We start from the raw sequence: 25,245 nt of genomic DNA on the forward strand, positions 1-25,245 counted from the left end.
TCAGGCGGGTACCACGTCGGGGCGGACGGCAGTGAGCTTGTCCGCGAGGGAGTCGAGCAGCGCGGCGCGGTGCTCGACGAGGAAGAAGTGACCGCCGGGCAGCAGCTCGGTGGAGCGCAGTCCCGGCAGGACGTCGCGCCATGCCTCCAGCTGGGTGGTTGCCACCTGGCGGTCGTCGCGGCCGCCGAACAGGTGGGCCGGGCACGACGGCGCGGCGGCGGGCGCGAATCGGTAGTCGTCGAATATCTCGAAGTCGCTGCGCAGCGCGGGCAGGAACAGCGCCATCACCTCCGGGGTGTCGCGCACCTCCGGCGGAATGCCGCCGTAATGGCCGACCGCGGAGATGAATTCGTGATCCGGAAGACCCGACAGACGCCCGGGCCGCGGCAGATGCGGCGCCGCCGCCCCGCCGAGGAACAGCGCCCGCGGCGCGATCCCGGCGGGCAGCCCGCGCGCGACCTCGTAGGCGGTCAGCGCGCCGAGGCTGTGACCGAAGAAGGCGAACGGCAGATCGGTCAGCGGCAGGACCTGGGTCAGCGCGGCGTCGACCAGATCGGTGAAGCGACGGATCGGCGTCTGCGCCAGATGCCGCTGCCGGGCGGGCAGCTCGATGACACACAGCTCCACCCAGTCGGGCAGCCGGCGACGCCACGGCGTGTAGGCGGCGGCCTTGCCGCCCGCGAACGGCCAGCAGAACAACCGCAGGATCGGCGTTCCCGCGCTCCGGCGGTGAATGGTCAGCACGCCCGTCTCGCCTGAGGGCAGCGTGGCTCGCGCCGGTTCGGCTGCCGTCCGCGTCGTCGGTGCCGAAATAGCAGGCGCCGCAATGTGTTTCGCTTGGACAATCGGGCTGGTGTCCTCGATCGGGAGCGCGCGCAGATCGCCCACCGTCGCGATCCGGGTCACCGGAGCATTCAGGGTCGCGAAGAACTTCGACAGCGGCGCCGACGGACCGATCTCATAACGGCGGGTGCCGGAGCGCAATAGCGCGCGCATATTGTCGGTCCAGCGCACCGGAGCGGCGATCTGGCGGACCAGATTCTCGGTGAGCGTCTCGGGCCGATGGAACTCTCCGGTGTAGTTCGAGGTCACCGCCACGGCGCGGTCGGCGCGCGTGCGCTGCGCGCAGGCGGCGAGATGCTCGGCGAACTCGGCCTCGATCCCCCGCATCCACCGGGAATGGAACGGCGCGCTCACCCGCAGCGGGACGAATCGCAGGTCCGGAAGACGCTCGGCGAGGATCGCGCGGGCGCCGGCGACGACATCGGCGGCGCCACTGATGACGAGCTGATCGGTCGAATTGTCGTTGGCCACTTCGGCGCCCGCCGCGGCCACCAGCTCGGCGACCTCGGAGTCGGCGATGTCGGGCAGAATCAGCGCGGCCATCGCCCCCTCGCCCTCCGGCACCGCGCGCTGCATCAGCGCCCCGCGGGTGCGCACCAGCCGCACCCCGTCGGCGAGGTCGAAGACGCCCGCCGCGACGAGCGCGGCGTACTCTCCGAGGCTGTGCCCACCGAAGGCGACCGGCCGCACACCGCATTCGGCCACCAGTACCCGGTAGGCGGCGATCTCCATGGTCAGCACGCACGGCTGGGTGTACTCCGTGCGGTGCAGCCGCGGATCGCGCTCGGCGCAGATCCGCAGCAGATCCGCACCCACCGCGGCACCGGCCTCGGCGAAGGTGTCTCGCGCGAGCGGGAATTCGGCGCAGAAGTCCGCGCCCATCCCGGTTCGCTGAGCGCCCTGCCCGGGGAAGACGATGGTGCACTCGGCATGAGCGGCCATGCCCAGCGGAGCGTGACCACGCGTGACCGCGCCCATGCCGAAAGAGGGTTCCGTGGTCATCGCAGCGCCTCCACCGTCGACTCGGCCGTGCGTGGCGCGGGGATGTAACCGATCTCGGCGCAGTGCGCCAGGTAGACCCGCACCAGGTCCTCCGTCGGCGGGCAGTCGATGCCTGCCGCACCCAACACGCGCCGGGTATACGCGCAGTCGGCGTAGGAGCTCTCCTCGTAGTGGATGGTGCCGAACAGTTCGATGCCGTACTTGAACATCTCCAGGGTCTGGCTGTCGTAGACCTCGTCGGTGCCGAGCCGGTAGATCTGCCGGTCGGTGGCTCTGCGGTGGAATTCCTCCAGCGGGACCAGGCTCACCTGGTACCCGGCGCGCTGCACGTAGCCGACCACGTCGTAGTAGCGGCGGATATCCGGGTTGGTGAGGTGGTAGGTCTCCCGGTAGGTGGCCCGGCGCAGGGCGATGTGCACGATCGCGGCGCTGACGTAGTCGACCGGGCTGATGTCCCAGTGCACCGGCGTCAGCATCGTCTCGCCGGACTCGATCATCGTCTTGAGGATGTCGTAGTACGCGCCTTTGACGCTGACCTCGGAGAACGGGTACCGGCCGGTGCGGCTGTCGCCCATGATGTTGCCCGGCCGCACGATGTCCCAGAGCAGGCCGCGCTCGCCTGCCGCCCGGATCAGCTTCTCGGACTCGTATTTCGTCTGCTGATAGGGCAGATGGTCGTAGCCCTGCCCCAGTTCCAGATCGCGTTCGGTGAACGGGGGGTTGTTGAAGTTGAGCCGATCGCCCAGCGCGCTGAAGCTCGACACGTACACCAGGTACTTGCCGCGCGAGTGCAGGGCGAATTCCACCGCGCGCCGGGTGCCTTCGACGTTGATCGGGGCCAGCGCGTCGTAGAAGGTGACCAGCGTGGTGCGGCCCGCTGCGTGGATGGTCAGGTCCACGTCGTCGGCGAGCCGTCGCCACATCACCTCGTCGAGACCCAGACGTTCGCTGGAGACGTCGCCGAGCACCGCCGTCACCCGGTCCGCGAAGGCCTCGTCGAGGGTGCCGTCCGGATCGTAGGTGCTGAGGAAGTGCTTGATCCTGCGTTCGGCCACGTCCACGGCCTTGCCGCGCACCAGGCAGGTCACCCGGACGTCGGTGTTCGCGAGCAGGTCGTGCAGCAGTTTGCCGCCGAGCACGCCGGTCACGCCGGTGATGAAGACCGATCGCACCGGGATCGGCGCGTCCATGGTCACGGGCGGGATGTGCTGCTGTGTTCCGGCGGTGGCCACGGTTTCGGTGGCGCGTGGGCCGTCGGCCTGCGCTCCTGCGGTGATGATGCGTTCGGACACCAGGTATTCCGAGAGCGACGCGATGGTCGGATACAGCTCGGTCGATTCCGCCGGAATCTTGACGTCGTAGTGCTTCATCAGCCGGTTGAGCATCCGGACGGTGGCCACGGAGTCGAATCCGAAGTCGGCGAACTCCGCGTCGACGTCGAGTTCTTCGGGGTCGGTCTTGGTGAGATCGGCGAAGATGTCGCGGATCTCTTCGCTGAGCTGATCGCGCAGTCCGGTGTCGAAGCCGTCGCCGGGTGGCTCGGCGGCGACCGGAGGCGGCACGGAGGTCCCGGCTGATTCCGTGACCTCGGTCGATGGGGTGAGCCCGATCGGTTCCGTGATCGTGCTCGGTGTGGTGGCGGTCGCCGGTTCGACAGGTTCCTCAGCAGTCCGATCGGCATGCAGGACATCGTGGGGCGCAGCACCATTCGTGGCGTGACCGTTGCGTTTCCCGGCATCGGAGTGGTCGGCATCGTGCCCGACCACTGTCTTCGCGAGCAGCTGCGGTACCGCCGGTTGACTGCGTCGACGGTAGTCCTCCGGGACGATCCAGTACCTGCGCCGCGCGAACGGGTAGCCGGGCAGGCTGACGATCCGGCCGAACGCCCGCTCGTAGCCCTGTTCCCAGTCCACGGTCCATCCGCTCGCCCACAGCTCGGCGACCCGAGGCAGATTTCCGGAGCGCAGCAGTGCGTGAACCTCCGCGCGGTCGGCGTCCGATTCGCCGGGCAGCTCGTCGAGTTCGCGGTGGGTGCCTGCCACTCCGCGGAAGATCAGCAACCCTTCGGCCGGTGCGGGCGTGTCCGAAGCTGTTGCGCTGTAGAGCAATTGCGTGAGTTCCGCGGTGGAGGCGGCCACCACCGCGAGCCGATGGGGGAACGCGGTCCGGCCGACGGCCAGCGTCCACGCCACGTCCGGCAGCGACAAGGGCTGCTCGCGCAGCCGCCGGGCCACCCGGGTGGCCAGTTCGGTCAGCCGGTCGGCGTCGCGGGCCGACAACACGACGATTCTGGGCTGCCCGTCCTCGGGAGTCGCTGCGATCGGCTCGGCGTCGGCGAGGATGACGTGAGCGTTCGAGCCACCTGCCCCGAACGAGCTGACGGCGGTGATGCGTGGCTGCCCATCGTCGGAACGGTGCCATGCCGTGGGCTTATCGATGATCCGGAACGGTGTGGCCGCGAAGTCGATACCCGGGTTCGGCGGATCGCTGTGCAGGTTCGGCGCCATGGTGTCGTGTCGCAGTTGCAGCAGCGCTTTCACCACGCCCGCCGCACCCGCGGCCGCCTCCAAGTGCCCGACACTGGATTTCGCCGAACCGATGCCGCAGTAACCGCGTTCGGCGGTCGAGCGGCGATAGGCCTTGCTCAGCGCCGCGATCTCGATGGGATCGCCCAGCGCGGTGCCGGTACCGTGCGCCTCCACGTAGCCGATGTCGCTCGCGTCGATGCGCGCGGTGATCAGCGCCCTGCCGATCAGGTCGGCTTGGGCCGCGGGATTGGGCACCGTGAATCCGTTGGTGCGGCCACCGTGATTGATCGCACTACCCCGGATCACACCGTAGACGCGGTCGCCGTCGGCGCGCGCATGCCGCAACGGTTTGAGCACCAGGGTGACCACGCCCTCGCCCGGCACATAGCCGTCGCCGCCCGCTCCGAACGACCGGCAGCGTCCGTCGGTCGAGGCCCAGCGGCCATAGCCGAGCAACAGATACTTCCCGGGGTGGATCGAGACGTTGACGCCGCCGGCCAGTGCATAGGCCGACTCGCCGCGGCGCAGACTCTCACATGCCAGGTGCAGCGCGGTCAGCGACGCCGAGCATGCCGTATCCACCGCCAGGCTGGGACCGCTGAAACCGAGGTGGTACGAAACCCGGTTCGCTACCGCGAAATAGCCGGAGATCGGCACGCCGACGAACGCCTGGTACTCGGCATAGCCCACACCGGCGAACACTCCGGCATCGAGCAGACCGCGGGATGCGGCGCTGGCACGCACGCGATCCGGCGTGTAGCCGGCGTCTTCCAGTGCCGCCCAGGATGTTTCGAGGAACAAGCGTTGCTGCGGATCCATCTCCTCGGCGTCCTTGGGCGTGATGCCGAAGAAGCGGGCGTCGAATTTGTCGACGTCGTCGAGGAATCCGCCCCAGCGCGCATACGTGGTGCCCGGCTCGTCGGGGTCGTCGGAAAGGTATTCGCGATGGTCCCACCGCTGCTGCGGCACCTCGACGATGCAGTCCCTTCCCGCGACCAGGTTTGCCCAGAACTCCTCGATGTCGCCCGCCATCGGGAACCGCCCCGCCATGCCGATGACGGCGATGTCGTCGGAATCGTCGGCGGCGGGCCGCTGGGCGGAGGCAGTCGCCGAAGCGGGCGTCGGGTCGAGTCCCACGCGCTCGGCTGCCACCGTACGGGCCGGACTCGGCTCTCCGTGGGACACGTCAGTATCCGCCGGGCCGTTGGTCACCACACGCGTCAGGTGCGGTGCGCTGCGGGCCGCGCCCCCACCTGCGGGTTCGGCGGCCATCATCTGCGCTGGGGCCGGTGCGCTGTGCAACGCCGCGGCTGCCGGATCGGCGGGCACCGCATGGCCCGTGTTCGGTGTGCCGTGGGCCGCGTCCACGTGCGCTGCGCCGGCCATGACGTGCGTCGGGGCCGGCGCGCCGTTGAACGCCGGCGCGGCCGCGGAGTCGAAGGTGAGCGCGGTCAGCCGTGGCGCGTGTTCGTCGGCGAGATAGCCCGCGAGGTCGCGGACGGTCTGGTACTCGAAGAACAGGGTGCTCGGCAGCGGGCCGAAGTCGGTTTCCAGCCGGTCGTTCATCTTGCTGATCAGCACCGAGTCGATGCCATAGTCCTGCAACGGGATACGGGTCCTGATCCGCTCCGGGGCCAGTCGACAGTACTCGGCGAGCAGACCCTTCAGATAGGTCTCCGCTATGCGCCACAACGGTGTGGTGGATGCGGGCGCCGTGGGTGGCGTCGCGGGCATGAGCGATGCGGACTCGGCGTCTGGTGGCGTGATGACACCGTCAGGTGAAGCGACGACTAGAGCCGCGAGTGTTGCTCGGTTCGGCACATTCTCGTGGACGGCTGCATCCCGGCTTGCTGTGGGGACAGTCGGCGCGTCGGCGGTGCCGAATACTGCGACCCCCTGGGATGCCGCGACTGTTCGGGGCGGTGCGGCCGCCTGCGCCTCGGAAGACCCTTGCGGCAGGCCGGTTGCCTGCGTGGGCGAAGGCGCCGTGCTCTCGTCCGGCACCCAGCACCGTTCCCGGTCGAACTCGTAGCCGGGCAGGTGGATACGTCGCGCCGCCGGGTCGACCCAGCCCGCGTATTCGACGTGCGCGCCCTCGACCCACTGCCGTGCCGCCGCCACCGGATCATCCAGCACCGCCGCGCCGCTGCGATCCGCCGAGCTGTCGGTAACGCCGGTGAAAATGCCTGCGGGCCGGTCGCCTTCGGCGAACGCGGCAAGCCGGGCGGCGATCGCGTCCACGGAGTCCGCGACGATCGCGAGCCGGTGCTCGAATCCGCTGCGCCCGTGCGCCAGCGTCCGCGCGATGTCCGCGGGCACCAGGTCCGGATTCGCGGCCAGATGCCTGCGCAGTGTCCGCGCCATCCGGGTCAGGCTCGTCGCGCTGCGTGCGGAGAGCACGATCAGCTGCGGACCGCCGGGCACGTGCGGCCGGGTGGCGTCGGCGATCGGCGCGGCATCGACCACCATGTGCGCATTGGTGCCGCTGAAACCGAAGGAACTGATCGCGGCCCGGCGTGGTCCGCTCCACTCACGCAGTGCGGTGTTGACGAAGAATGGCGATTCGTCCAGGCCGAGCAGCGGATTCACCCCGGCGACGTGCAGCGAGGGCGGCACCTGTCCGGCGCGCATGGCCAGCAGTACCTTGAACAGGCTCGCCATGCCCGCCGCGTGCGAGGCGTGCCCGATGTTCGATTTCACCGAGCCCACCGGGATGGCGCCGACCTCGTCGGTGTAATGGCGGAAGGCCGCCGTGAGCGCCTCGATCTCGATCGGGTCGCCCAGTCGCGTTCCGGTGCCGTGTGTTTCGACATAACCGATGGTGGCGGGATCGATCCCGCCATCGCGGTACACCGCGAGTTCCAGTTCGGTCTGCGAGCGCATGCTCGGCGCGGTGATGCCGTTCGTGCGGCCGTCGTGGTTCACGCCGATGCCGCGGATCACGCCGTGGATCGGGTCGCCGTCGCGTTCGGCGGCGACCAGCGGCTTGAGCACCACCACCCCGGCGCCCTCGGCGATGACGAAACCGTCGGCGTCGGCGTCGAAGCTCGCGCACCGGCCCCGCGGCGACAGCATGCCCATCGAGGAGGCAAGCAGGTGGTATTCGGGTGTCACGAACACCGCGACGCCACCGGCGAGCGCGAGCTCGGATTCGCCCGAGGCGAGGCTGCGGCAGGCCTGATGCAGCGCGACCAGCGCCGAGGAGCACGCGGTGTCCAGCCCGAGGCATGGGCCGGTGAGATCCAGCTGGTAGGCCACCCGGGCGGGCAGGATAGCGGGGCTGTTGCCGGTGAACATGTGATGGGATCCGACCGTGCCGCGGTTGCGCAGCAGGGTCGCGTAGTCCGATCCCGGCGACCCGGCGAACACGCCGCACCGTTTGCGCCGCAACGACTTCGGGTCGATGGCGGCGTCTTCCAGCGCGAGCCAGCTGTGTTCGAGGAATAATCGCTGCTGCGGGTCCATGTAGTCGGCCTCGGCCGGCACCAGGTCGAAGAACGCCGGATCGAACTGCTCGACGCCGTCGAGGAACCCGCCCCACTTGGAGTAGGTCTTGCCCGGCGTCGCCGGTCCGGGCCGGAAGTAGTCGGCGACCGGCCAGCGCGAAGCCGGTACCTCGGTGACGGAGTCGTGTCCGGCGGCGAGATTGCGCCAGAACTCGGCGAGATTCGCCGCGCCCGGGAACTTGCCGGACATGCCGATGATGGCGATGTCCATGGATGCTGACCTTTCGCTCGGCGCGCCGACGGTCTGGGCGCTTGATGCCGATGGGCGGGACGCCGAAGACGTTCGGCTGAGGGCACTGTCGGTCGGTTGAGTCGTCGGTGTGCTGGTCGCCTTCGCACCGTCTTCGGCCATACGCCTGCTGAGCAGCCGCATGGAGGGATGGTCGAACACCACTGTCGGCCGCAGCGCCAGGCCGTAGCGGGCGTTGACGCGGTCGATGATCTTCACCGCGAGGATCGAATCGACGCCGTACTCCGACAGCGGCAACTCGGCACGCACCTCGGTGCGCGCCACGCCGAGTCCGTCGGCCACGAGGTCGATGAGTTCGGCTTCCAGCGCCGAGACAGCGGACGATGCGGTCGCGGTCGCCGCGACGGTCTGCTCCGATTCCGGGATGAGGCGCTCGGCGCCCACCGCCGGATCGTCGGCGAACGGCGTGGATGCGCGGACCGCAACGGGCGATTCCCGGCCGATGCGTTGGGCGCCCCGCGCCGGGGTATGGGTGGCCTGCGTGGATGCGCCGATTGCGGCAGCTCGAGCCGGTTCCGGGGCGATATCGGGTTCGGGCCGGCCATCGGCGGGCGCAGCGGCGCTGACGGCGGCCAGCAGCCGGAAGCTCGGTTCCGGGTCACCGGACAGGCCGGGACCCCACGCTCGGATTCCGGAGAATCCCGCGGCGCTCAGGGCCGCGCGCCACTGTTGTTCGGACAGCAACGGGGAGTGGGCGATTCGCGCCGCGGGATCGCGGTAGGCGTGCCAGCCGTCCAGCAGCCCGAAGGTCAGTGCGAGCACCTCCAGATCGGTGGTCGCCTCGGTGAACGCGAGCACGCCGCCGGGCGTCAGCAGTCGCCGCACGTTCCGCAGCACCGAGTCGATCGAGCGCGTCGCGTGCAGGACGTTGGCGCACACCACGACGTCGGCGTCGCCAGCGGGAAACCCTTGCGCGACCGGGTCGGTCTCGATGTCCAGCACGGCGAAACTCAGGCTCGGGTGCGTGCCGAAGGTGCGTCGCCCGTGGGCGACCAAACTGTGCGACACGTCGGTGTAGTGGTACTCGAACGCGATCCCGCGGTCGGCGAGCGCAGCGAGCACCGCGTGCGTGGAACCGCCTGTCCCTGCGCCGATCTCGACGATCCGCAACGGACGCGCACCGCCGCGCTGCTTCGCGACGGCCGAGACCAGCTCCGCGAGCAGGCCGTTGGTGAAATCGTAGGCGGCGTTGCCACGATAGATCGCGCCGACCAGCTCCAGGTCGCCGCCGGGGAAGAGCACCTCCGTGGCGGACAGCTCCCCGCGCAGCACGCGCGGATACGCGGCGAGACAGGCATCGAGCAACGTCACATACGCCTCGGTCTCCGGGAAGCGCGCGAGCAGATCGGCGCGCATGCCGCTGGTGCCGGGAGGCGGGCCGGGGACCTCGATTCGGCCATCCTGCGACCGGACGAGCCCGTGCCGCAGCAGGATCTCCAGACAACTGGTGCGCAGCCGCGCGAATTCGGGCCGCACCCCCAGCGCCGCGTCCAGCGACTCGGCGGTCCACTCCCCTGGCGTGAGACCCATCCCGGTGAGCGTGGCGAACAGCAGCAACGCCGCGTATCGACCGAGCTCGGGCTTGCCGGGCTCGATGACGCCCGCGGGCCGGGTCGCCGCCTCGAACCGCGTCACCGCGGCGTCGAACCCGGAGCGTGCCGGTGCGATGATCCAGTAGTCGGTGCGATCGAAGGGGTAGCCGGGCAACGGGATTCGCCGCTGCGGGCCGCCGCGCTCGCGCCAGTCGATGTCTGCGCCCGCGACCCACTGGCGGGCCAGATCCTGATCGCTCGCCGCCGGACCGAACAGCGGCCGGGTCTGCGCGTCGACGCTGCCGGTCACCACCGGACCGAGCTGGTCGGTCAAGAATTGGTCGAGCGCGTCGGCGACCGCGACCGGTGACGACGCCACCACCGCGAGCCGGTGCGCGAGCGCGGGCCTGCCCACCTGCACAGTGCGCACCGCATCGGTGAAATCGGCGGGGTCGAGGGTGCGGAAATGCCGCGTCATGATCTCGGCGTAGCGGCGCAGCTGGGCCGGTGTGCGTGCCGACAATACGAAGATCTCCGGCGCGGCCTGCGCCGTGGACGGAACTCGGTCATCGATGAACTCCGCAAGCACCACATGGGCATTGGCGCCGCCCGCGCCGAACGCGCTGATACCGGCATGACGCGGCACCGTGACGCCGTCGATTGTGCGCCGCGGCCAGTCCTCCAGCCCGCGCGGTAGATGGAACGGCACCGAGTTGAACGCGATGGCCGGATTGACCTGTGCCGCATGCAGTGTCGGCGCGATCTGTCCGTGCCGCATCTGCAGCAGCACGCGGGTCAGGCCCGCGACCCCCGCGGCCGCTTCCAGGTGACCGATGTTCGATTTCGTCGAGCCGAGCGCGCGGGAGCGGCCGGTGTTGTCGGATCGGCCGAATGCCGCGGCCAAACCGGCGATTTCGATCGGATCGCCGAGCGGTGTCCCGGTGCCGTGCGCCTCGAGGTAGTCGATCGCCGCCGGATCGATCCCCGCCGCGCGCAACGCCTCGGTGATCACCTCCGCCTGCGCGCCAGGGTGCGGAACGCTGTATCCGGAAGTCTGGCCGCCGTGGTTGACGGCGCTGCCAAGGATCAGTCCGTGAATGGTGTCGCCGTCGGCGCGAGCGGCCGACAGCGGCTTCAGATACAGCGCGCCGACGCCCTCGCCCGGGACGTAGCCGTCGGCGCTCGCGGCGAACGGCCTGCATCGGCCGCTGTCGGACATCATGCCCAGGCTGCTCAGCAGCCGGAATTTGTCTTCGTGCAGCAGCAGATTCACGCCGCCGACGATCGCGGCGTCGCATTCGCCGTCCAGTATGCTGCGCCGCGCCAGGTGCAGGGCGGTCAGCGATGCCGAGCACGCGGTGTCCACGGTGAGACTCGGTCCGCGCAGACCGAGGGTGTAGGAGGTGCGGTTGGCGATCGATGACGGGATCGAGGCCACCGCGACCGGGTCGGCGTCGCGGGTGGCCGCCACCCCGAGCAGCCGGTAGTCGCTCCAGGTGGCGCCGACGAACACGCCGACGCGTCGATCCCGCACGGCGGGGTCGGTGTGCTGGTAGCCCGCATGTTCCAGCGCCGCGTACGCCTGTTGCAGGAACAGCCGCTCCTGTGGATCCAGCAGCGGCGCCTGCACGGGAGGAATGCGGAAGAACTGGGGGTCGAAACCGCCTACGTCGTGCAGGAAGCCGCCGGCCATCTGCGGCGCGCCGGGCGTGCCTTCGACGGCGGTGAGCCACCAGCGTTCCGCGGGGACGGAGCCGACCGCGTCGTGCCCGTCGCGCAGATTGCGCCAGAACTCGTCGAGGTCGTCGGCGTCCGGGTAGCGTCCGCTGACACCGACGATCGCGATCGGCTCGTCCACGCCGACCGGCCGCACCTGGGCAGGGCGCTTGCTCGCGGACACCTGCTCGGCAACAGCGGTCTCCTGCGGGACAGCTGGACGCAGCCGGGCGCGCACGACCTCGGGGTCGCCCCACACCGCCGCGAGTTGCGCGCGATCCAGAGCCGCGCACGACAGCAACAGGTCGAGTCCGGTCGCGGTGGGCAGCAGTCCGATCCCGGCCCGCCGCAGCGCGGCGATCTGCTCGGCGGGCGGATGCATGCCGCCCTCGGCCCACAGCGGCCAGTTGACGCTGACCGTCCTGGTTCCGGCCTGGTCACACTGTTCGGCGAAGACGTCCAGATAGCGGTTGGCCGCCGCGTAGTCCGCCTGCCCCGGATTGCCGAGCACCGCCGAGACCGAGGAGAACAGCACCGTCAGCCGGGCCTCCGGCACCGCGCGCGTCAGGTTCCGCACACCGCGCACTTTCGGCGCCAACACCGATTCCGCTTCGTCGCGGCCGGTGCCGGACACCAGGCCGTCGCGCAACTGTCCGGCACCGTGATAGAGCACGTCGACCGGGCCGAACGTGGCGTGGGCGATCGCGGCGACGCGCTCGGCGTCCTCGGCGATCGACACGTCGGCGCGCACATGCACCGCTTCGGCGCCGAGTTCGGTGAGTTCGGCGAGCAGACGGGCACCCGCCGCGTCCAGGGGACGACGCGACACCAGCACCAGGCGGGCGGCGTACTCCGTGGCGAGCCGGCGCGCCAGATGCCGCGCGAGGCCGCCGAACCCGCCGGTCACTACGGCCACCGATCCCGTCCGCAGCACCGCGTCGCCGGAAGCGTGCGCGGCGTCGGTGCGCAGGCGGGGCAGCCGGATCTCGCGTCGTCCGCCGCGATAGCGGATCTCGGTGGCCGGGTGGCGTTCCTCGACGCCCAGTTCGGCGGCCACGATGTCATCGAGCACCGCGCCCGGCTCGTACTGCACGGCGCGCAGGATCGGCTGCGGTTGCTCGAGCCGCACCGTGCGTGCGAAACCACCCAGAAGAGCGCAGCTCAGTTCACCTGCGGGCGTCGCACGCGCGGCAGCGAGCACCAGCCGAACCGGCGGATCGGACACCCTGGCTGTCGCACGCACGAGATCGCGCAGCGGCAAGTACACGCGCTCGATCAATCCCTGCGGGTCATCATCGCCGATCGATTCGGACCACAGATAGAGCGCGGCGTCGAAGCGCAGCCCCCGGGCCGTCAGCTGCTCGACCAGCAGGCCCATGTGCTGCGGATCGTCCGGATCTACAACGAAATCGCCTGTACCGGAGAAGAACTCGGTACCGGTTCGAACCCGGACCACGGAGGCGGCCCCAGTGTGGCGGTAGGGGTGCTCGGTGGTGTCGAAGACGAGCAAGCCGGCCGGTTCGCGGCGTGGATGGGCGCCGGTGTCGGGTTCCCAGTCGAACCCGAAGATGACCAGATCGTCTCCAGGTGCCGGGTGTCCGGTCGGTCCGGGTGCCGCCGCGAGGCCGACTGTTGTCGCTGGTGCGGAGGGTGCCGCTGTCGGAGTTGCCGCTCGGGACGTCGGATGGAATTCGGCTGATCCTGCCGGGGTGTACGCCTGCGGCGCCGAACCGAGTTCGGTTGACCCTGTCGTCGGGGCGGCTGCTCGGGACGCCGAACCGAGTTCGGCTGATTCTGTCGTCGGGGCGGCTGCTTGCGACGCCCACCCGAGTTCGGTTGGTTTCGTCGCAGATTCAGCCGCGCCCGTACTCGGGCCGAAGTGCGGCACGGTCGTTGCCGGGACTGCCGTCACGGCATCAGCGGGCCGATAGTTCCCGCCGAACGTGTCGGCGAGGTGACCGGCGAGCGCATCGATCGTCTGGTACTCGAACAGCAGCGTCGGATACAGCGGCTCGCCGACACGTCCTTCCAGTTCGGCGGTCAGTCGCAGCAGGCGGCCGGAATCCAGGCCGAGTTCGTAGAACCCCACATCGGTGGCGATACCGGAAGTTTCGGCGCCCAGTTCGGCCGCGACGAGAGCGGCCAGGTCGGCGGTGATCAGTGCGCGCGGGTCGTCCGCCGACGCAGCCGGGCTTGTGGCCGACGGACCATACTTGGGCGCCGGGCCGGTAGCCGCCGGATCGTACTGCGTAGCCGTCGGGCCGGCAGGCGCGAGACCGTGCGATACCGGCTGTGCCTCCGTCGATGTCAGCAAACGGTGGATGTCGGCGCTGCCGCGCACCCGCTTGGACGTCAGCCGATAGCGCACCACCGGCGACCCATCCGGGGCGTAGAGGGCCACGTCGGCTTCGAGCAGGTCGCCGCCGTGCCCGCCGCCGCGGACCGACGCCCGCACGAAGACCTGCTCCGGCGTTGCCCGCCAGGCGTGCACGTCGCCGAAGTAGATCGGGATGAACGCGCTGTCGTCGTCGGCACCCAACCGTTGCGGATCGACGAACGGCACGATCGTCGAGGCGTCCAGGAACGTGGGATGCAGCAGGAAGCCGGGCAGATGCGCGGTCGCTTCGGGACCGAGCCCCATCGTCGCCGTGACGAGCTCGCCGCTGCGCGTGAAATGCCCGGTGGCGCGCATGAAGTCGCGATGGTCGATGCCACGGCTACCGCTCTGCGCGTACATCTCGGCCATGCCGCGCGCCTGCGCCGACCCGGCCGCGGCCTCCGGCGCTGGCGGCTCGGCCAGCGAATTCGACCGCACCACAACACATTCCGCGACCACATCGACCGGACCATACGGAGTGCCCGCGGGGTCGAGTCGCTGCACATCGATGGCGATCCGCCCGGTCGGGCGATCCACCCGGAACGCGATGCGCACCGCGCCGTCGTCGGCGAGGGCGACCGGGCGCTGGAACAGCGCCTCCCGGATGGTCAGGTCGGCGGGCTGATATCCGGCCGCCATCGCCGCGCGCAGGATCATGTCGAGATACACCACGCCGGGCAGGATCCGCACGCCGTGCACCCGGTGATCGCGCACCACCGGGTCGTCGGCGTGCAGGGTGGTGGCGAAGCTGTCCAGGTCGATACTGCTCATCGCAGCGGCTCCACGCGTAGGAACGACGGCGCGGGCACGCTCGGCGTCATCGGGACCACGAAGCGTGGTGCGAGCTCCGTCGGTGTGCTCGGAACCGTTTTCGGCAGCATGAAGCTCCTCTTGCGGAAGACAGGGGGATCCAGGGGACGACGTGTCGGCCGGTGCCCGTCGGGTGCCTGCTCGACGATGAGGTGGGCGTTGGTGCCGCCGAACCCGAACGAGCTGACGCCCGCCGCGCGGGGCCTGCCGTCGGCGGGCCGCCACGGGCGCAGTGCCCGGTTGACCTGCAGCGGCGAACCGGCGAACTGGAAGCGCGGATTGAGGTTGTCGCAGTGCAGTGACGGCGGCAGCGCCGCATGGTGCACGGCCAGGATCGTCTTGACGGCCCCGGCGATGCCCGCCGCGGACAGCAGATGGCCGATGTTGGTTTTGACGCTGCCGACCGCGCACGGCTCCTGGCCGCGCGACCGGTCACCCAGCACCGTCGCCAGCCCCTTCAATTCGATGGGGTCGCCGATCATGGTGCCGGTGCCGTGCGCCTCGAGGTAGGACAGCGCGTCCGGCGACATCCCCGCCGCCTCCAGCGCGGCGGTGACCACCTCGATCTGCGCCCGCATGTTGGGTGTGGTGATGCCCATGGTGTGTCCGTCGTTGCCGATGGCCGACCCGCGCAGCACCGCATAGATTCGATCGCCGTCGGCGAGCGCGTCGTCGAACCGCTTGAGCAGCAGCAGCGCCGCACCCTCACCCGGCACGAAACCGTCGGCGTCCTCGGAGAACGTCGCGCACCGGCCGTTCGGCGAGAGCACGCCCGCCGCCGACAGCGTCACGAACGGCATCTCGTCGAGCAGCACCTCCACGCCGCCCGCCAGCGCGGCGTCCACCTCGCCCGCGCGCAGCGCCTGGCAGGCCAGATGCACCGACAGCAGCGACGACGAGCACGCGCTGTCGAGCACGACATTGCCCGCGTGCCAGTCGAAGTAGTCGGAGATCCGGGCGGCGATGAAGTTCTGGCCGATGCCGATGATGGTGTGCCGGTCGGCGACCGGAATCCGGTTGAAGTAGTTGGCCGCGCGGCTGCCCGCGTAGACGCCGACCCGTTTGCCCGCCAGCTCCTCGCGGCGGTATCCGGCGTCGGCGGTGGCCAGCACCGACGTCTCGAGCAGTAGCCGCTGCAACGGGTCCATCTGCCAGGCGAGTTCGTCGCTGACCCCGAAATAGTCCGGGTCGAACAGATCGATACCGTCGACGAACCCGCCCCACTTGCTGTTGGCGAGGCCCGGCCCGCCGGTCGGCCGATAGAACCGGGCGGGATCCCAGCGTGCCGGATCCACCTCGCGGATCCCGGATCGGCCCGCGGCGAGCATGCGCCAGAACGAGTCCGGATCGTCGCCGCCGGGCAGGCGACAGCCGATCCCGACTACGGCGACGGGTTCGGCTGCCCGGCCCCGCCGGGCGTCGGCGGACCAGGTGGTTGCCGCCGCGCGCGGCGGGACGGGATCGTCCCTTCGCGTGGTCGCGGCGTTCGGCCGGTGCGGCGAATCCGGTTGCGGTGCAGCGGCGAAGCGTTCCGGGAACTGCTCGATCAACAGACCGGCCAGCGCGTCCAGAGTGGGGAATTCCAGCACCAGCGCCGGGTCGAACGGCTGACCCACGACCTGCTCGATCCGGCGCACAGCCGAGGCGATGAGCACCGAGTCCGCGCCGTACTCCTCGAACCGCTTGTCACCCTCGAACCGCGCCGGTGCCAGCTTCAACTCGTCGGAGAAGATCCGCAGCAGTTCCTCATACGCCTGCCCGGAGCCGTTCGGGGCGGGGTGGGCAGCAGGTGTCGGCGCCGCGGGCCGGACCGCTACGGCCGACTGGCTCGCCCGTGTCGAAAGATGCAGCGCCGCACCGTGATACGGCAGCACGACCGGAGTCCCCGGCAGTCCCAGCACGGCGTCGAGCAGGTCGAATCCCTCCGCGGCGGTCAGCGCCGGCAGGCCGGTGGCCCGGTAGGCCGCGCTCGTCACCTCACCGAACCCGGTGTCGCGGAACGACGGCCAGTTGATCGACCGGAACCAGGTCCGTCCCGCGGCGTGCTGGGCCTCGGCGAACCGATCCAGGTGCGCGTTCGCCATCGCGTAGTCCGACAGGCCGACCGCGAGACCGGGCAGCACCGCCGACACCGACGAGAACAACACGAAGAAATCCGGACGGTCGGCGGCGAGCACGTCCGCAAGGACCGCCGTGCCCGCCAGTTTGGGCGCGAGCACCGTCGCGACGGCGGGGCCGGTTTTCCGGACGAACGCCGGACTCTCGGTCGATACGCTTCCCGCGCAGTGCAGTACGCCGCCGATCGGACCGAGTTCGCGCCGCACCTGGCCGAAGAATCCGGTCAGGGCCGCCTCGTCGGCGAGACTGCCGAAGTAGGTCCGCATCGCGACGCCGCGATCACGCAGCGTGACCAGCCGCCGCACCTTGTCCGCCTCCGGGCCGGACCCAGCGGCTACCCGGTCCCATTCCGTCTCGGGCGGAAGCGGTTCCCGGCCGAGGATGGCCAGGCGGCGCGCGCCGCGCTCGACCAGCGCCGCCGCGAACTCCGCACCCAAACCGCGCGTGCCGCCGGTCACCACATAGGTGCGCGCGGGATCGATGACGAGACCGTCGCGCGCGATCGCGTCCTCGAATTCGACGGCCTCGCGCACCCCACCGCGATACCGCACCCGAGGTGCGCCGTCGTCGGCCGCGCATTCCGCGCCGAGGATCTCCAACAACCGAGCCGCGTCCGCACCCGCCGCGTCGTGCTCGGCGACCAGATGGACGCTGCGTGTCCGCACGCCGCGGATCTCCTCGGCGAGCGCGGCGGCCAGGCCACCCAGCGGCGCCGATTCCGGACCGTCCGCGCCGGGGTGCCCCGCGGTGAGGTGTATGAGCGCGAGGGAATCCGCTCGCGCTTCGATGACGCCCTGGTAGAAACCCATCCGCCCGAGGTCGCCGGTCAATAGGCCGCCAGGGGCGGGAGCCAGATCGCACAGATCGATCACACAGTCGGTATCGGGGTAGCGCGCCATCGATCCCCGGCCGAGCCGGGCGCCCGCGTCGAAGTCGTCGCGATGCAACTCGACCGGCGCCTCCGAGACCCGGATCAGACGGCCTGGATCACCGGTCGCGGCAGTCAGCGCCTCGACCAGCGCGTGCGATGTCCTCGCGTCGTAGACAACGAGGGTGCGCCGAGAACGCAGATCACCGGCGGGCAGCGGGAGTTCCCGCCAAACCGGAACCAGTAGCCGCCGGTCCGTCCAGGCGAGCTGCCGCGCCGTTCCGGGGCCCGCGGCGGGCGCAGGCTGCTGCAATGCCGCAGGCTGCGTTGTGGGAGCAGGTCCCGCTGTGGGAGCAGGCTGCGCCGTGAAAGCAGGCTGCGCCGAGGGTGGCTGCTGCACCGTAGCGGACTGCGCGGTCAGCGTCGGCAGTGGGATCGGCGTGGGCTGGTGCATTGATGCGGGTCGTGCAGGCTGCCGGACGGGTGCGGACTCCGTGGCGGGTGCAGACGGGTGCACTGGTGTGGACTGCACAGGCTGCGCCTGCACTGACGTAGTCGGCGTGGCGTGCACGAGCTGTGCCGGAGTGGATTCCGGCACGGGCGCTACATCCGGAATCCAGTACCGCTCACGGGCGAATGGGTAAGTCGGCGCGGGAATGCGTCGGCGGGTCCCGGGATCGCGCACGGCGCCCCAGTCGATGTCGCCGCCGCCGAGCCAGCGCGCGAGCCGCGAATCCTCGGCCGCGTCCCGGCAGCCCCGCGCGCCGGGCACATCATCGACCCAAGCGCGAACCGCGGCGCGCAATTGGTCGATGTCACGCGCGACGAACGCGGCGCGAGCACGGCCCGGCTGGCGGCCGACCTGCATGGTGTAGGCCAGATCGGCGAGGTTCGGCTGTTGACCGGCGAGGAAACGGTCCAGTGCGGCAACGTAATCCACGAGTCGATCGGAGTCTCGCGCCGACACCGGAACCACCTGGCCGCCGCTGAACCGGGTCTGCGGTCGCCGATCCACATACTCTTCGATCACCACATTGGCGTTGGCGCCGCCCGCGCCGAACGAGCTGACCGTCGCCCGCCGCGGCCGGGCCGGATCACCGGACGGCCACGGCAGCGGGCTGGTCGGGATCCGGAACGGTGTGGCCGCGAAGTCGATGTTCGGATTGGCTGGTGTGGCGTGCAGCGACGGCACGATGGTCTCGTGGCGCAGTTGCAACAGCACCTTGGTCAACGCCGCGACACCGGCCGCGGCCTCGAGATGGCCGACATTGGACTTCACCGAACCGATCGGCAGCTGGGCCACGCCGGTATCGCCGAAAACCTTGGCCAGGCCCGCGATTTCGATGGGGTCGCCCAGGGCGGTACCGGTGCCGTGCGCCTCGATATAGGACACCGAAGCCGGGTCGACACCGCCTGCGCGCAGCGCCGAGCGGATCACCGCCGCCTGCACGGCCGGGTTCGGCACCGTGAAACCGTTGACCCGGCCGCCGTGGTTCACCGCGGTGCCTTTGATGACGCCGTAGATGGTGTCGCCATCGGCTTCGGCGTCGGCCAGCGGCCGCAACACCATCGCGCCGACGCCCTCACCGGCCACGTATCCGTCCCCGCCCACGCCGAAGGAACGGCAACGGCCATCGGTGGAGGCGAATTGGCCCTGACTCAGCGCGACGAACTTGTACGGGTGCAGCGACAGATTGACCCCGCCGACCACAGCCAGTCGGCATTCGCCGGTGCGCAAGCTCTGGCAGGCCAGATGCAATGCGGTGAGCGAGGACGAACACGCGGTGTCCACCGCGATGCTCGGCCCCTGGAAATCGAGCGCGTGCGATACCCGGTTCGGAATGCTCCAGAACGTCGACCCCGGCAGCGTGCCACGCCCGAGCCGGGACTCCTCGGCACCGAACATCTGGTAGGTGCCCCACATGACGCCGACGAACACGCCGGCTTCCTCGGGTCGCAGACCGCCACGGGCCAGGTCGGCTCGGGTGTGCCCCGCGTCTTCCAGTGCCGCCCATGCGGTTTGCAGGAACAGTCGTTCCTGCGGGTCGAGCACTTCCGCCTCACGCGGCGAGATGGCGAAGAACAGCGGATCGAAACAATCGACGTCGTCGAGGAACCCGCCCCATTTCGTGTAGGAGGTGTACGGGTTGTGCCGATCCGGGACGAAGTACCGCGAATGATCCCAGCGTTCCAGCGGGATCTCGGTGATGCAGTCGCGTCCTTCGAGCAGCACCCGCCAGTACTCGTCGAGCCCGTCCGCACCGGGATAGCGGCCGCTGACACCGACGATCGCGATATCCCCCACCGCTTCGACGTGGTGGCCGGAGCCCGAACCAGTGACCGAACCAGGTGCCGCGTGGAACGTCGCTGAGTCGGCCGATGCTCGGTCGGTAGCCGCAGGTCGCTGGTTCGACGGCGGCTCCGGCGTTCGCTGTTGGCTTGCTTCGTTCCCGAGTCGGCGGTGACCCGCCGCACCGTTCGTCGCGGGCTCGTTCCGGAGTTGGCGATGGTTGGGCGCGCCGTTCGTTGCGGGAGCGGGCGTCCGCGCCGCCGCGCGGAGAGGCGAATCGCCATGCACCTCGGTCGACGGCGGAGCGGGCGCCCGCGTCGTCCCCAACTGCACCAGCAGATCGAGGACCGCCCGCGGCGTCGGGTACTCGAAGGCCAGCGTCGCAGGCAACCGGTGGCCGCTCTTGCGCGAGAGCTCGTCGCGGATCTCGAGTGCCGCGACCGAGTCCAGCCCCAGTTCGTGCAGCGGGCGATCGAGATCGGTGTCGGACCCGAGGCCGAGGCAGCGCCGTACCAGCGCTTCCATCTCGGCGGCGAGGCCGGTGACATCGGCTGTGGCCGAATGGTTTTCGATGGACGGCGGGACGGGCGCGACCACGTCCAACAGCACGTCCGGCGCGTCCGGACCCGCCTCCTGCACCGCGGGCAGCAGGAGCGCAAGCGCGGTGACCGCCCCCGCCATCGCGGAATCGAGCAGGTGGGACAGTGTTTCGAAGTCCCGCTCATGGTCGGACAGGCCGTAGCCGCGCTCGGCCAGCCGCCGCACCGCGCCGCTGGTGAGGCGTCCCATCATCCCGGTGTCCGCCCATGGTCCCCACGCGATCGACAGCGCGGGCGCTCCCGCCGCATGTCGCAGCTCGGCCAGTCCGTCGAGGAAGGCGTTCGCGGCGCCGTAGCTCGACTGGCCGGGCAAGCCGACCACGCCCGCGGCCGAGGAGAACAGCACGAAGAACCGCAGCGATCGGGACGCGGTCAGTTCGTGCAAGTGCCAGGCGCCGAACGTCTTCGGCGCGAGGACCCGCCCGACGCGTGCCGCCGTCTGCTCGGCGACAACCCCGTCATCGAGCACACCGGCCAGATGCACTACCCCGGCCAGCGGCGGCAGGGCGCGGTCGATCCACTCCAGTGTGGCTGCCACCGCGTCACGATCGGAGACGTCGAGCGACCGCACGCTGATCCGGGCTCCACGTCCGCGCAGTTCGGCGATGACCGACTCCGCCTGGGCGTCGGGTGCCGAACGTCCCGCGAGCACCAGCTCCGGCCAACCCCGGTCGACCAACCAGCGGGCCAGCAGCAGCCCGACACCGCCCAGACCGCCGGTGATCAGCACCGTCCCACCCACACCCGACAGCGTCGCGGCCCCGCCGCCCAGCGCACCCAGCGGAACGAGCCGCGGCACCCACCGGCGTCCCGCGCGCAGCGCCAGCTGCCTCGGCCCCGAGGGCGCGACAAGGGTGTCGACCACCGCGTCCGCGGTAGCCTGCTGATCCAGATCGATGACGCGACAGCCCATTTCGCGGTGCTCGAGCTGCGCGCTACGAGCGAAACCCCACAGCGCGGACTGCTCCGGCGCCACCCGATCCGACGGATCGACCCGCTGACCCGCACGCGTGAGCACCCACACCGCGGGCTCCCCCGCGAGCGCGGCCGCCTGCACGAGGTGCAGGGCGCCTACCAACAGACTCTCCGCACGCACGGGCGCGGGCGCGTCATCCGGCGACAGCGCGACCGTGGAGACGATCCCGCGCAACGGTGTGCGGCCGTCACTCACTGCGCCGAGCAGCGCACGCACCGCCGCGGGCACACCGAGATCGACCTCGAATTCGTCCTCGGCGCGGAACGCGAAGCCGCGCCCTGGCCGGGCCAGTACGCAGTCCGCGCCGCGCGCCCGCAGCGCCTCGGCAAGCGTGTCGGCGAAGCCGCCCGCCCCGAAGACCAGCCATCGACCCGCCGCTGCGCCGGACAACGCCGATTCGGCGTCCCGCCAAGCGATTCGATAGACGTCCGAGGCGAACCGATCTTGTGCAGTGTGACCGGGCGGCCGCTGGGTCGGGTCCGGCGTGGGTGTCCGCATCACTCGTAATCCCTCCGCGACCAGCACTGGACGGCCCTCCTCATCGAGCAGTCGAACATCGGCGACACACAGCTGTGGCGTCTGCTCGACGACGCGCACATGGCCGAATCGAACGGTGCCCGCACCGGCCGGGACGAGCACCCGGTCCACGGCGAACGGCACCCAGGTGTGATCCCCGGCCCGCGGCGACATCGCCGCGTAGGTGGCCTGGAACGCGGCATCCAGCAGGGCCGGGTGCACCATGCCCGGACCGGCATCGGTGTCGGGATCCGACAGCCTGACCAGCGCTTCCCGCGCACCCACGCGAACGTCGACAACCCGGCGGAACGCGGGGCCGTAAGGCAGACCCGCGGTGGCCAGCAGCGCGTAGAAGTCCGCTCCGGCAAGGTGATCCGGACAGCGTCCGAGGATGTCGGCCCGGTCGGGCCCGGCAGGCAGCCGGTGCTGTCCGGCGAGCACGCGGGCGCGCGCGTGAGTGCGCGGCCCCTCGTCGGTCTCGGCTGTCACCAGCACAGCGAACCCCTCGGTGCTCGGTTCGAAGCGCACCCGCACCGGCTGGGGGCCGGTCAGCGTGAGGCCGCTGGTGATCACGAGGTCGTCGATCGCGACGACCGCACCGGCGGCAACCTCGTGCGCGGCGGCCGCGATCGTGGCGACGAACCAGGCGCCCGGCACGACGACATCCCGGTCGACGACATGATCGGCCAGGTACCGCGGGCGGTCCGGACCGAGCGTCAGATCGAATTCGATCGCCCCGCCCGATCGGTCGTTCCGAACCGGAAGTCCCCGCCGCGTGGAAGCGCTCACTGCCGGAGCATCCGCCCGGGGCTCGACCCAATACCGTTGCCGCTGGAAGGGATACGTCGGCGCGAGCACTTTGCGGCGGCTGTGGGGCCGGTGGACCTGCTCCCAGTCCACCGGCACGCCCCTGACATACAGCTGCGCGAGCGCCGTCATCAGCGTTTCGCGGTCACCGCGTCCGCGGCGCAGCGAGGCGGCGAACCGCGCCGAGTCGCCCAGTACGCGACCACCGAGCGTGGACAAGGTCGGCTGCGGACCGAGCTCGAGGAACGTGTCCATCCCGAGTTCGGCCATGGCATGCATGCTCTGGGCGAACCGCACCGGCCGGCGTGCGTGGCGAATCCAGTAGTCGGGGGTCAGCTCGCCCGCGTGCAGCGGCGCACCGGTGAGGTTCGAGACGAGCGGGATCACCGGATCGGTCATCGGCGTGCGGGCCGCCGCCGCGGCGAGATCGTCGAGGATCGGGTCCATCGCCGCGGAATGGAATGCATGCGAAACCGTGAGAGCGGTAGCGCGAATGCCGCTGGTGGACAAATCATCCCGGAGAAGATCGAGCGCGGATCGCGGCCCGGCGACGACAACCTGGGCCGGCCCGTTGTATCCGGCGATCGATACCGCTGGTCCACACCGTGCCATCAGCGGCGCGACCTGCTCGGCGGAGGCGTCGACGGCGAGCATCCCGCCACCGTCCGGAAGGCGCTGCATCAGCCTGCCGCGCACCGCGATCAGCCGCAGCGCGTCCTCCATCGTCATGGCGCCCGCCGCGCAGGCGGCGACGTACTCCCCGACACTGTGCCCGAGCACCGCGTACGGGGTGATCCCCCACGCCCGCCACAGCTCCCACAGTGCCCACTCGACGGCGAACAGCGTGGGCTGGGTGAACACTGTGCGGCGCAACAGGTCCGCGTCGTCGTGGTCGCCATAGAGAGCGTCGAGGAGCCCGATGCCGTCCTCGATCGGTCCCAGCACCGCGTCGCACCGTCGCAGCGCGTCGTGGAAGACCGGTTCGGTGTCGAACAGCTCCCGCGCCATACCCCGGTACTGCGCCCCCTGACCGGTGAACAGCAGCGCCACCTTCGGTGTCGCGGCCCGCTCCACTCGCCCACGAATCATCGGCTTGTCCCGAAGGCGCCGCGCCGCAACGGCTCCGGTCTCGGCGACCACCGCCAGCCGCTCTTCGAAATGTGTCCGCGCGGTGGCGGAAGTGTAGGCCAGGTCGCCGAAATCGCCGCGTGCCGAGGAGGTTTCGTCTGCCCAATGCTGCGCTGCGGCGGTCAGTGCGGCCTCGTTGCGGGCCGAGAGCACGAGTACCTGCGCAGTCGGCGTGTCGGGTTGCCGCACGAGTGTCGGATCGCCCTGCGCCAGGATGACGTGCGCATTGGTGCCGCTCATGCCGAACGAGCTGACACCGATCGTCGGCTCGTTCCCGGTCCGCGGCCACTCTCGCGCCTCGCGCACCACCTCGAGCGGCATGCCGGCCCAATCGATCAGCGGGTTCGGCGTGTGGAAGTGCAGGCTCGGCGGGATCCGACCGTGCTGCAACATGAGCACGGCCTTGATGACTCCGGCGACACCCGCCGCCCCTTCGGTGTGCCCGATATTGGTCTTGACCGACCCGATGAGCAGCGGCCGCATGCGACCCGCGCCGTACACCTCGGCCAACGCGGTCGCCTCGATCGGGTCACCGAGCGGCGTGCCGGTGCCGTGCGTCTCGACGTAGTCCACCGCGTCCGGCCGCACGCCTGCGCGGGCCAGCGCGTCGGCGATGACACGTTGCTGGGCCGGACCGTTCGGCGCGGTGAGACCGTTGGATCGTCCGTCGTGATTCACCGCGACCCCGCGGACGACCGCGAGCACCTGGTCGCCATTGCGGCGGGCCTCCGACAGCCGGGTCAGCACCAGTACGCCACAACCGTCGGCGCGGACATAGCCGTTGGCGTCGGCGTCGAACGCCCGCGACCGGCCATCGGGCGACAGCGAAGCGAGGCGGCAGAAGCCGATGGTGGTCTCCGGCGCCAACTGCAGATTGACGCCGCCCACCAGCGCGAGATCACAACGGCCCGCGCGCAACCCGTCCGCGGCCGATTGCAGTGCCACCAGCGAGGAGGAACACGCCGTATCCAGTGTCACCGCCGGACCCTGCAGCCCGAGCGCGTAGGCCAGTCGCCCGGCCGCCACGCTCGGTGCCGAGCCGATCACCGAGTACGCGCCGATCGTGGCTGGGTCCGTGGCCTGCGCCGGTGTTCCCGGATACTCGCTGAAGCACAGGCCGACGAACACGCCGGTGCTGCTGCCCGCCAGACCGCCCGGCGCGCGTCCGGAGCGTTCCAACGCCTCCCAGCTGGTTTCCAGCAGCATGCGTTGCTGCGGGTCCATCGCCCGCGCCTCCGCCGCCCCGATGCCGAAGAACGCCGGATCGAATTCGTCGGCGCCGTCGACGAACCCACCCCAGCGGGTGTACATCGTGCCGAGCGCAGCAGGGTCCGGATCGTAATAAGCGTCGATGTCCCAGCGCTGCGACGGCACCTCGG

The 25,245-nt window shown here is 70.5% G+C and carries 3 protein-coding genes (1 of these 3 cut by a window edge); all 3 read right to left on the reverse strand.

The genetic code is table 11. The features are described 5' to 3' along the window. Tightly spaced (each overlapping or abutting the next), the 3 genes in view from OHA40_RS30155 to OHA40_RS30165 form a layout consistent with a single transcriptional unit that may run on beyond the window. Positions 1-1,845, reverse strand: a complete 1,845-nt coding sequence (locus OHA40_RS30155; RefSeq protein ID WP_330230223.1) for a thioesterase domain-containing protein — start codon at positions 1,843-1,845, stop codon at positions 1-3. Beyond that, a complete protein-coding gene (locus OHA40_RS30160) occupies positions 1,842-14,525 on the reverse strand; it encodes a thioester reductase domain-containing protein (protein WP_330230224.1) in 12,684 nt (4,227 codons plus the stop codon). Before OHA40_RS30160 ends, OHA40_RS30155 begins: the two co-directional genes overlap by 4 nt. Next, a protein-coding gene (locus OHA40_RS30165; protein WP_330230225.1) for an SDR family NAD(P)-dependent oxidoreductase crosses the window boundary here: on the reverse strand, positions 14,522-25,245 show its end. It continues 10,834 nt past the right edge of the window; the window shows 10,724 of its 21,558 coding nt (coding positions 10,835-21,558); the start codon falls outside the window, past its right edge — the gene reads right to left on this strand; the stop codon is at positions 14,522-14,524. Before OHA40_RS30165 ends, OHA40_RS30160 begins: the two co-directional genes overlap by 4 nt.

Origin of the sequence: Nocardia sp. NBC_00508 (genome assembly GCF_036346875.1) — a bacterium.
Classification (GTDB): domain Bacteria; phylum Actinomycetota; class Actinomycetes; order Mycobacteriales; family Mycobacteriaceae; genus Nocardia.

What these genes read in the sequence shown, in the direction of transcription:
- OHA40_RS30155 (WP_330230223.1), bottom strand. Translation starts at nt 1,845, where the DNA reads ATGACCACGGAACCCTCTTTCGGCATGGGCGCGGTCACGCGTGGTCAC.
- OHA40_RS30160 (WP_330230224.1), bottom strand. Translation starts at nt 14,525, where the DNA reads ATGAGCAGTATCGACCTGGACAGCTTCGCCACCACCCTGCACGCCGAC.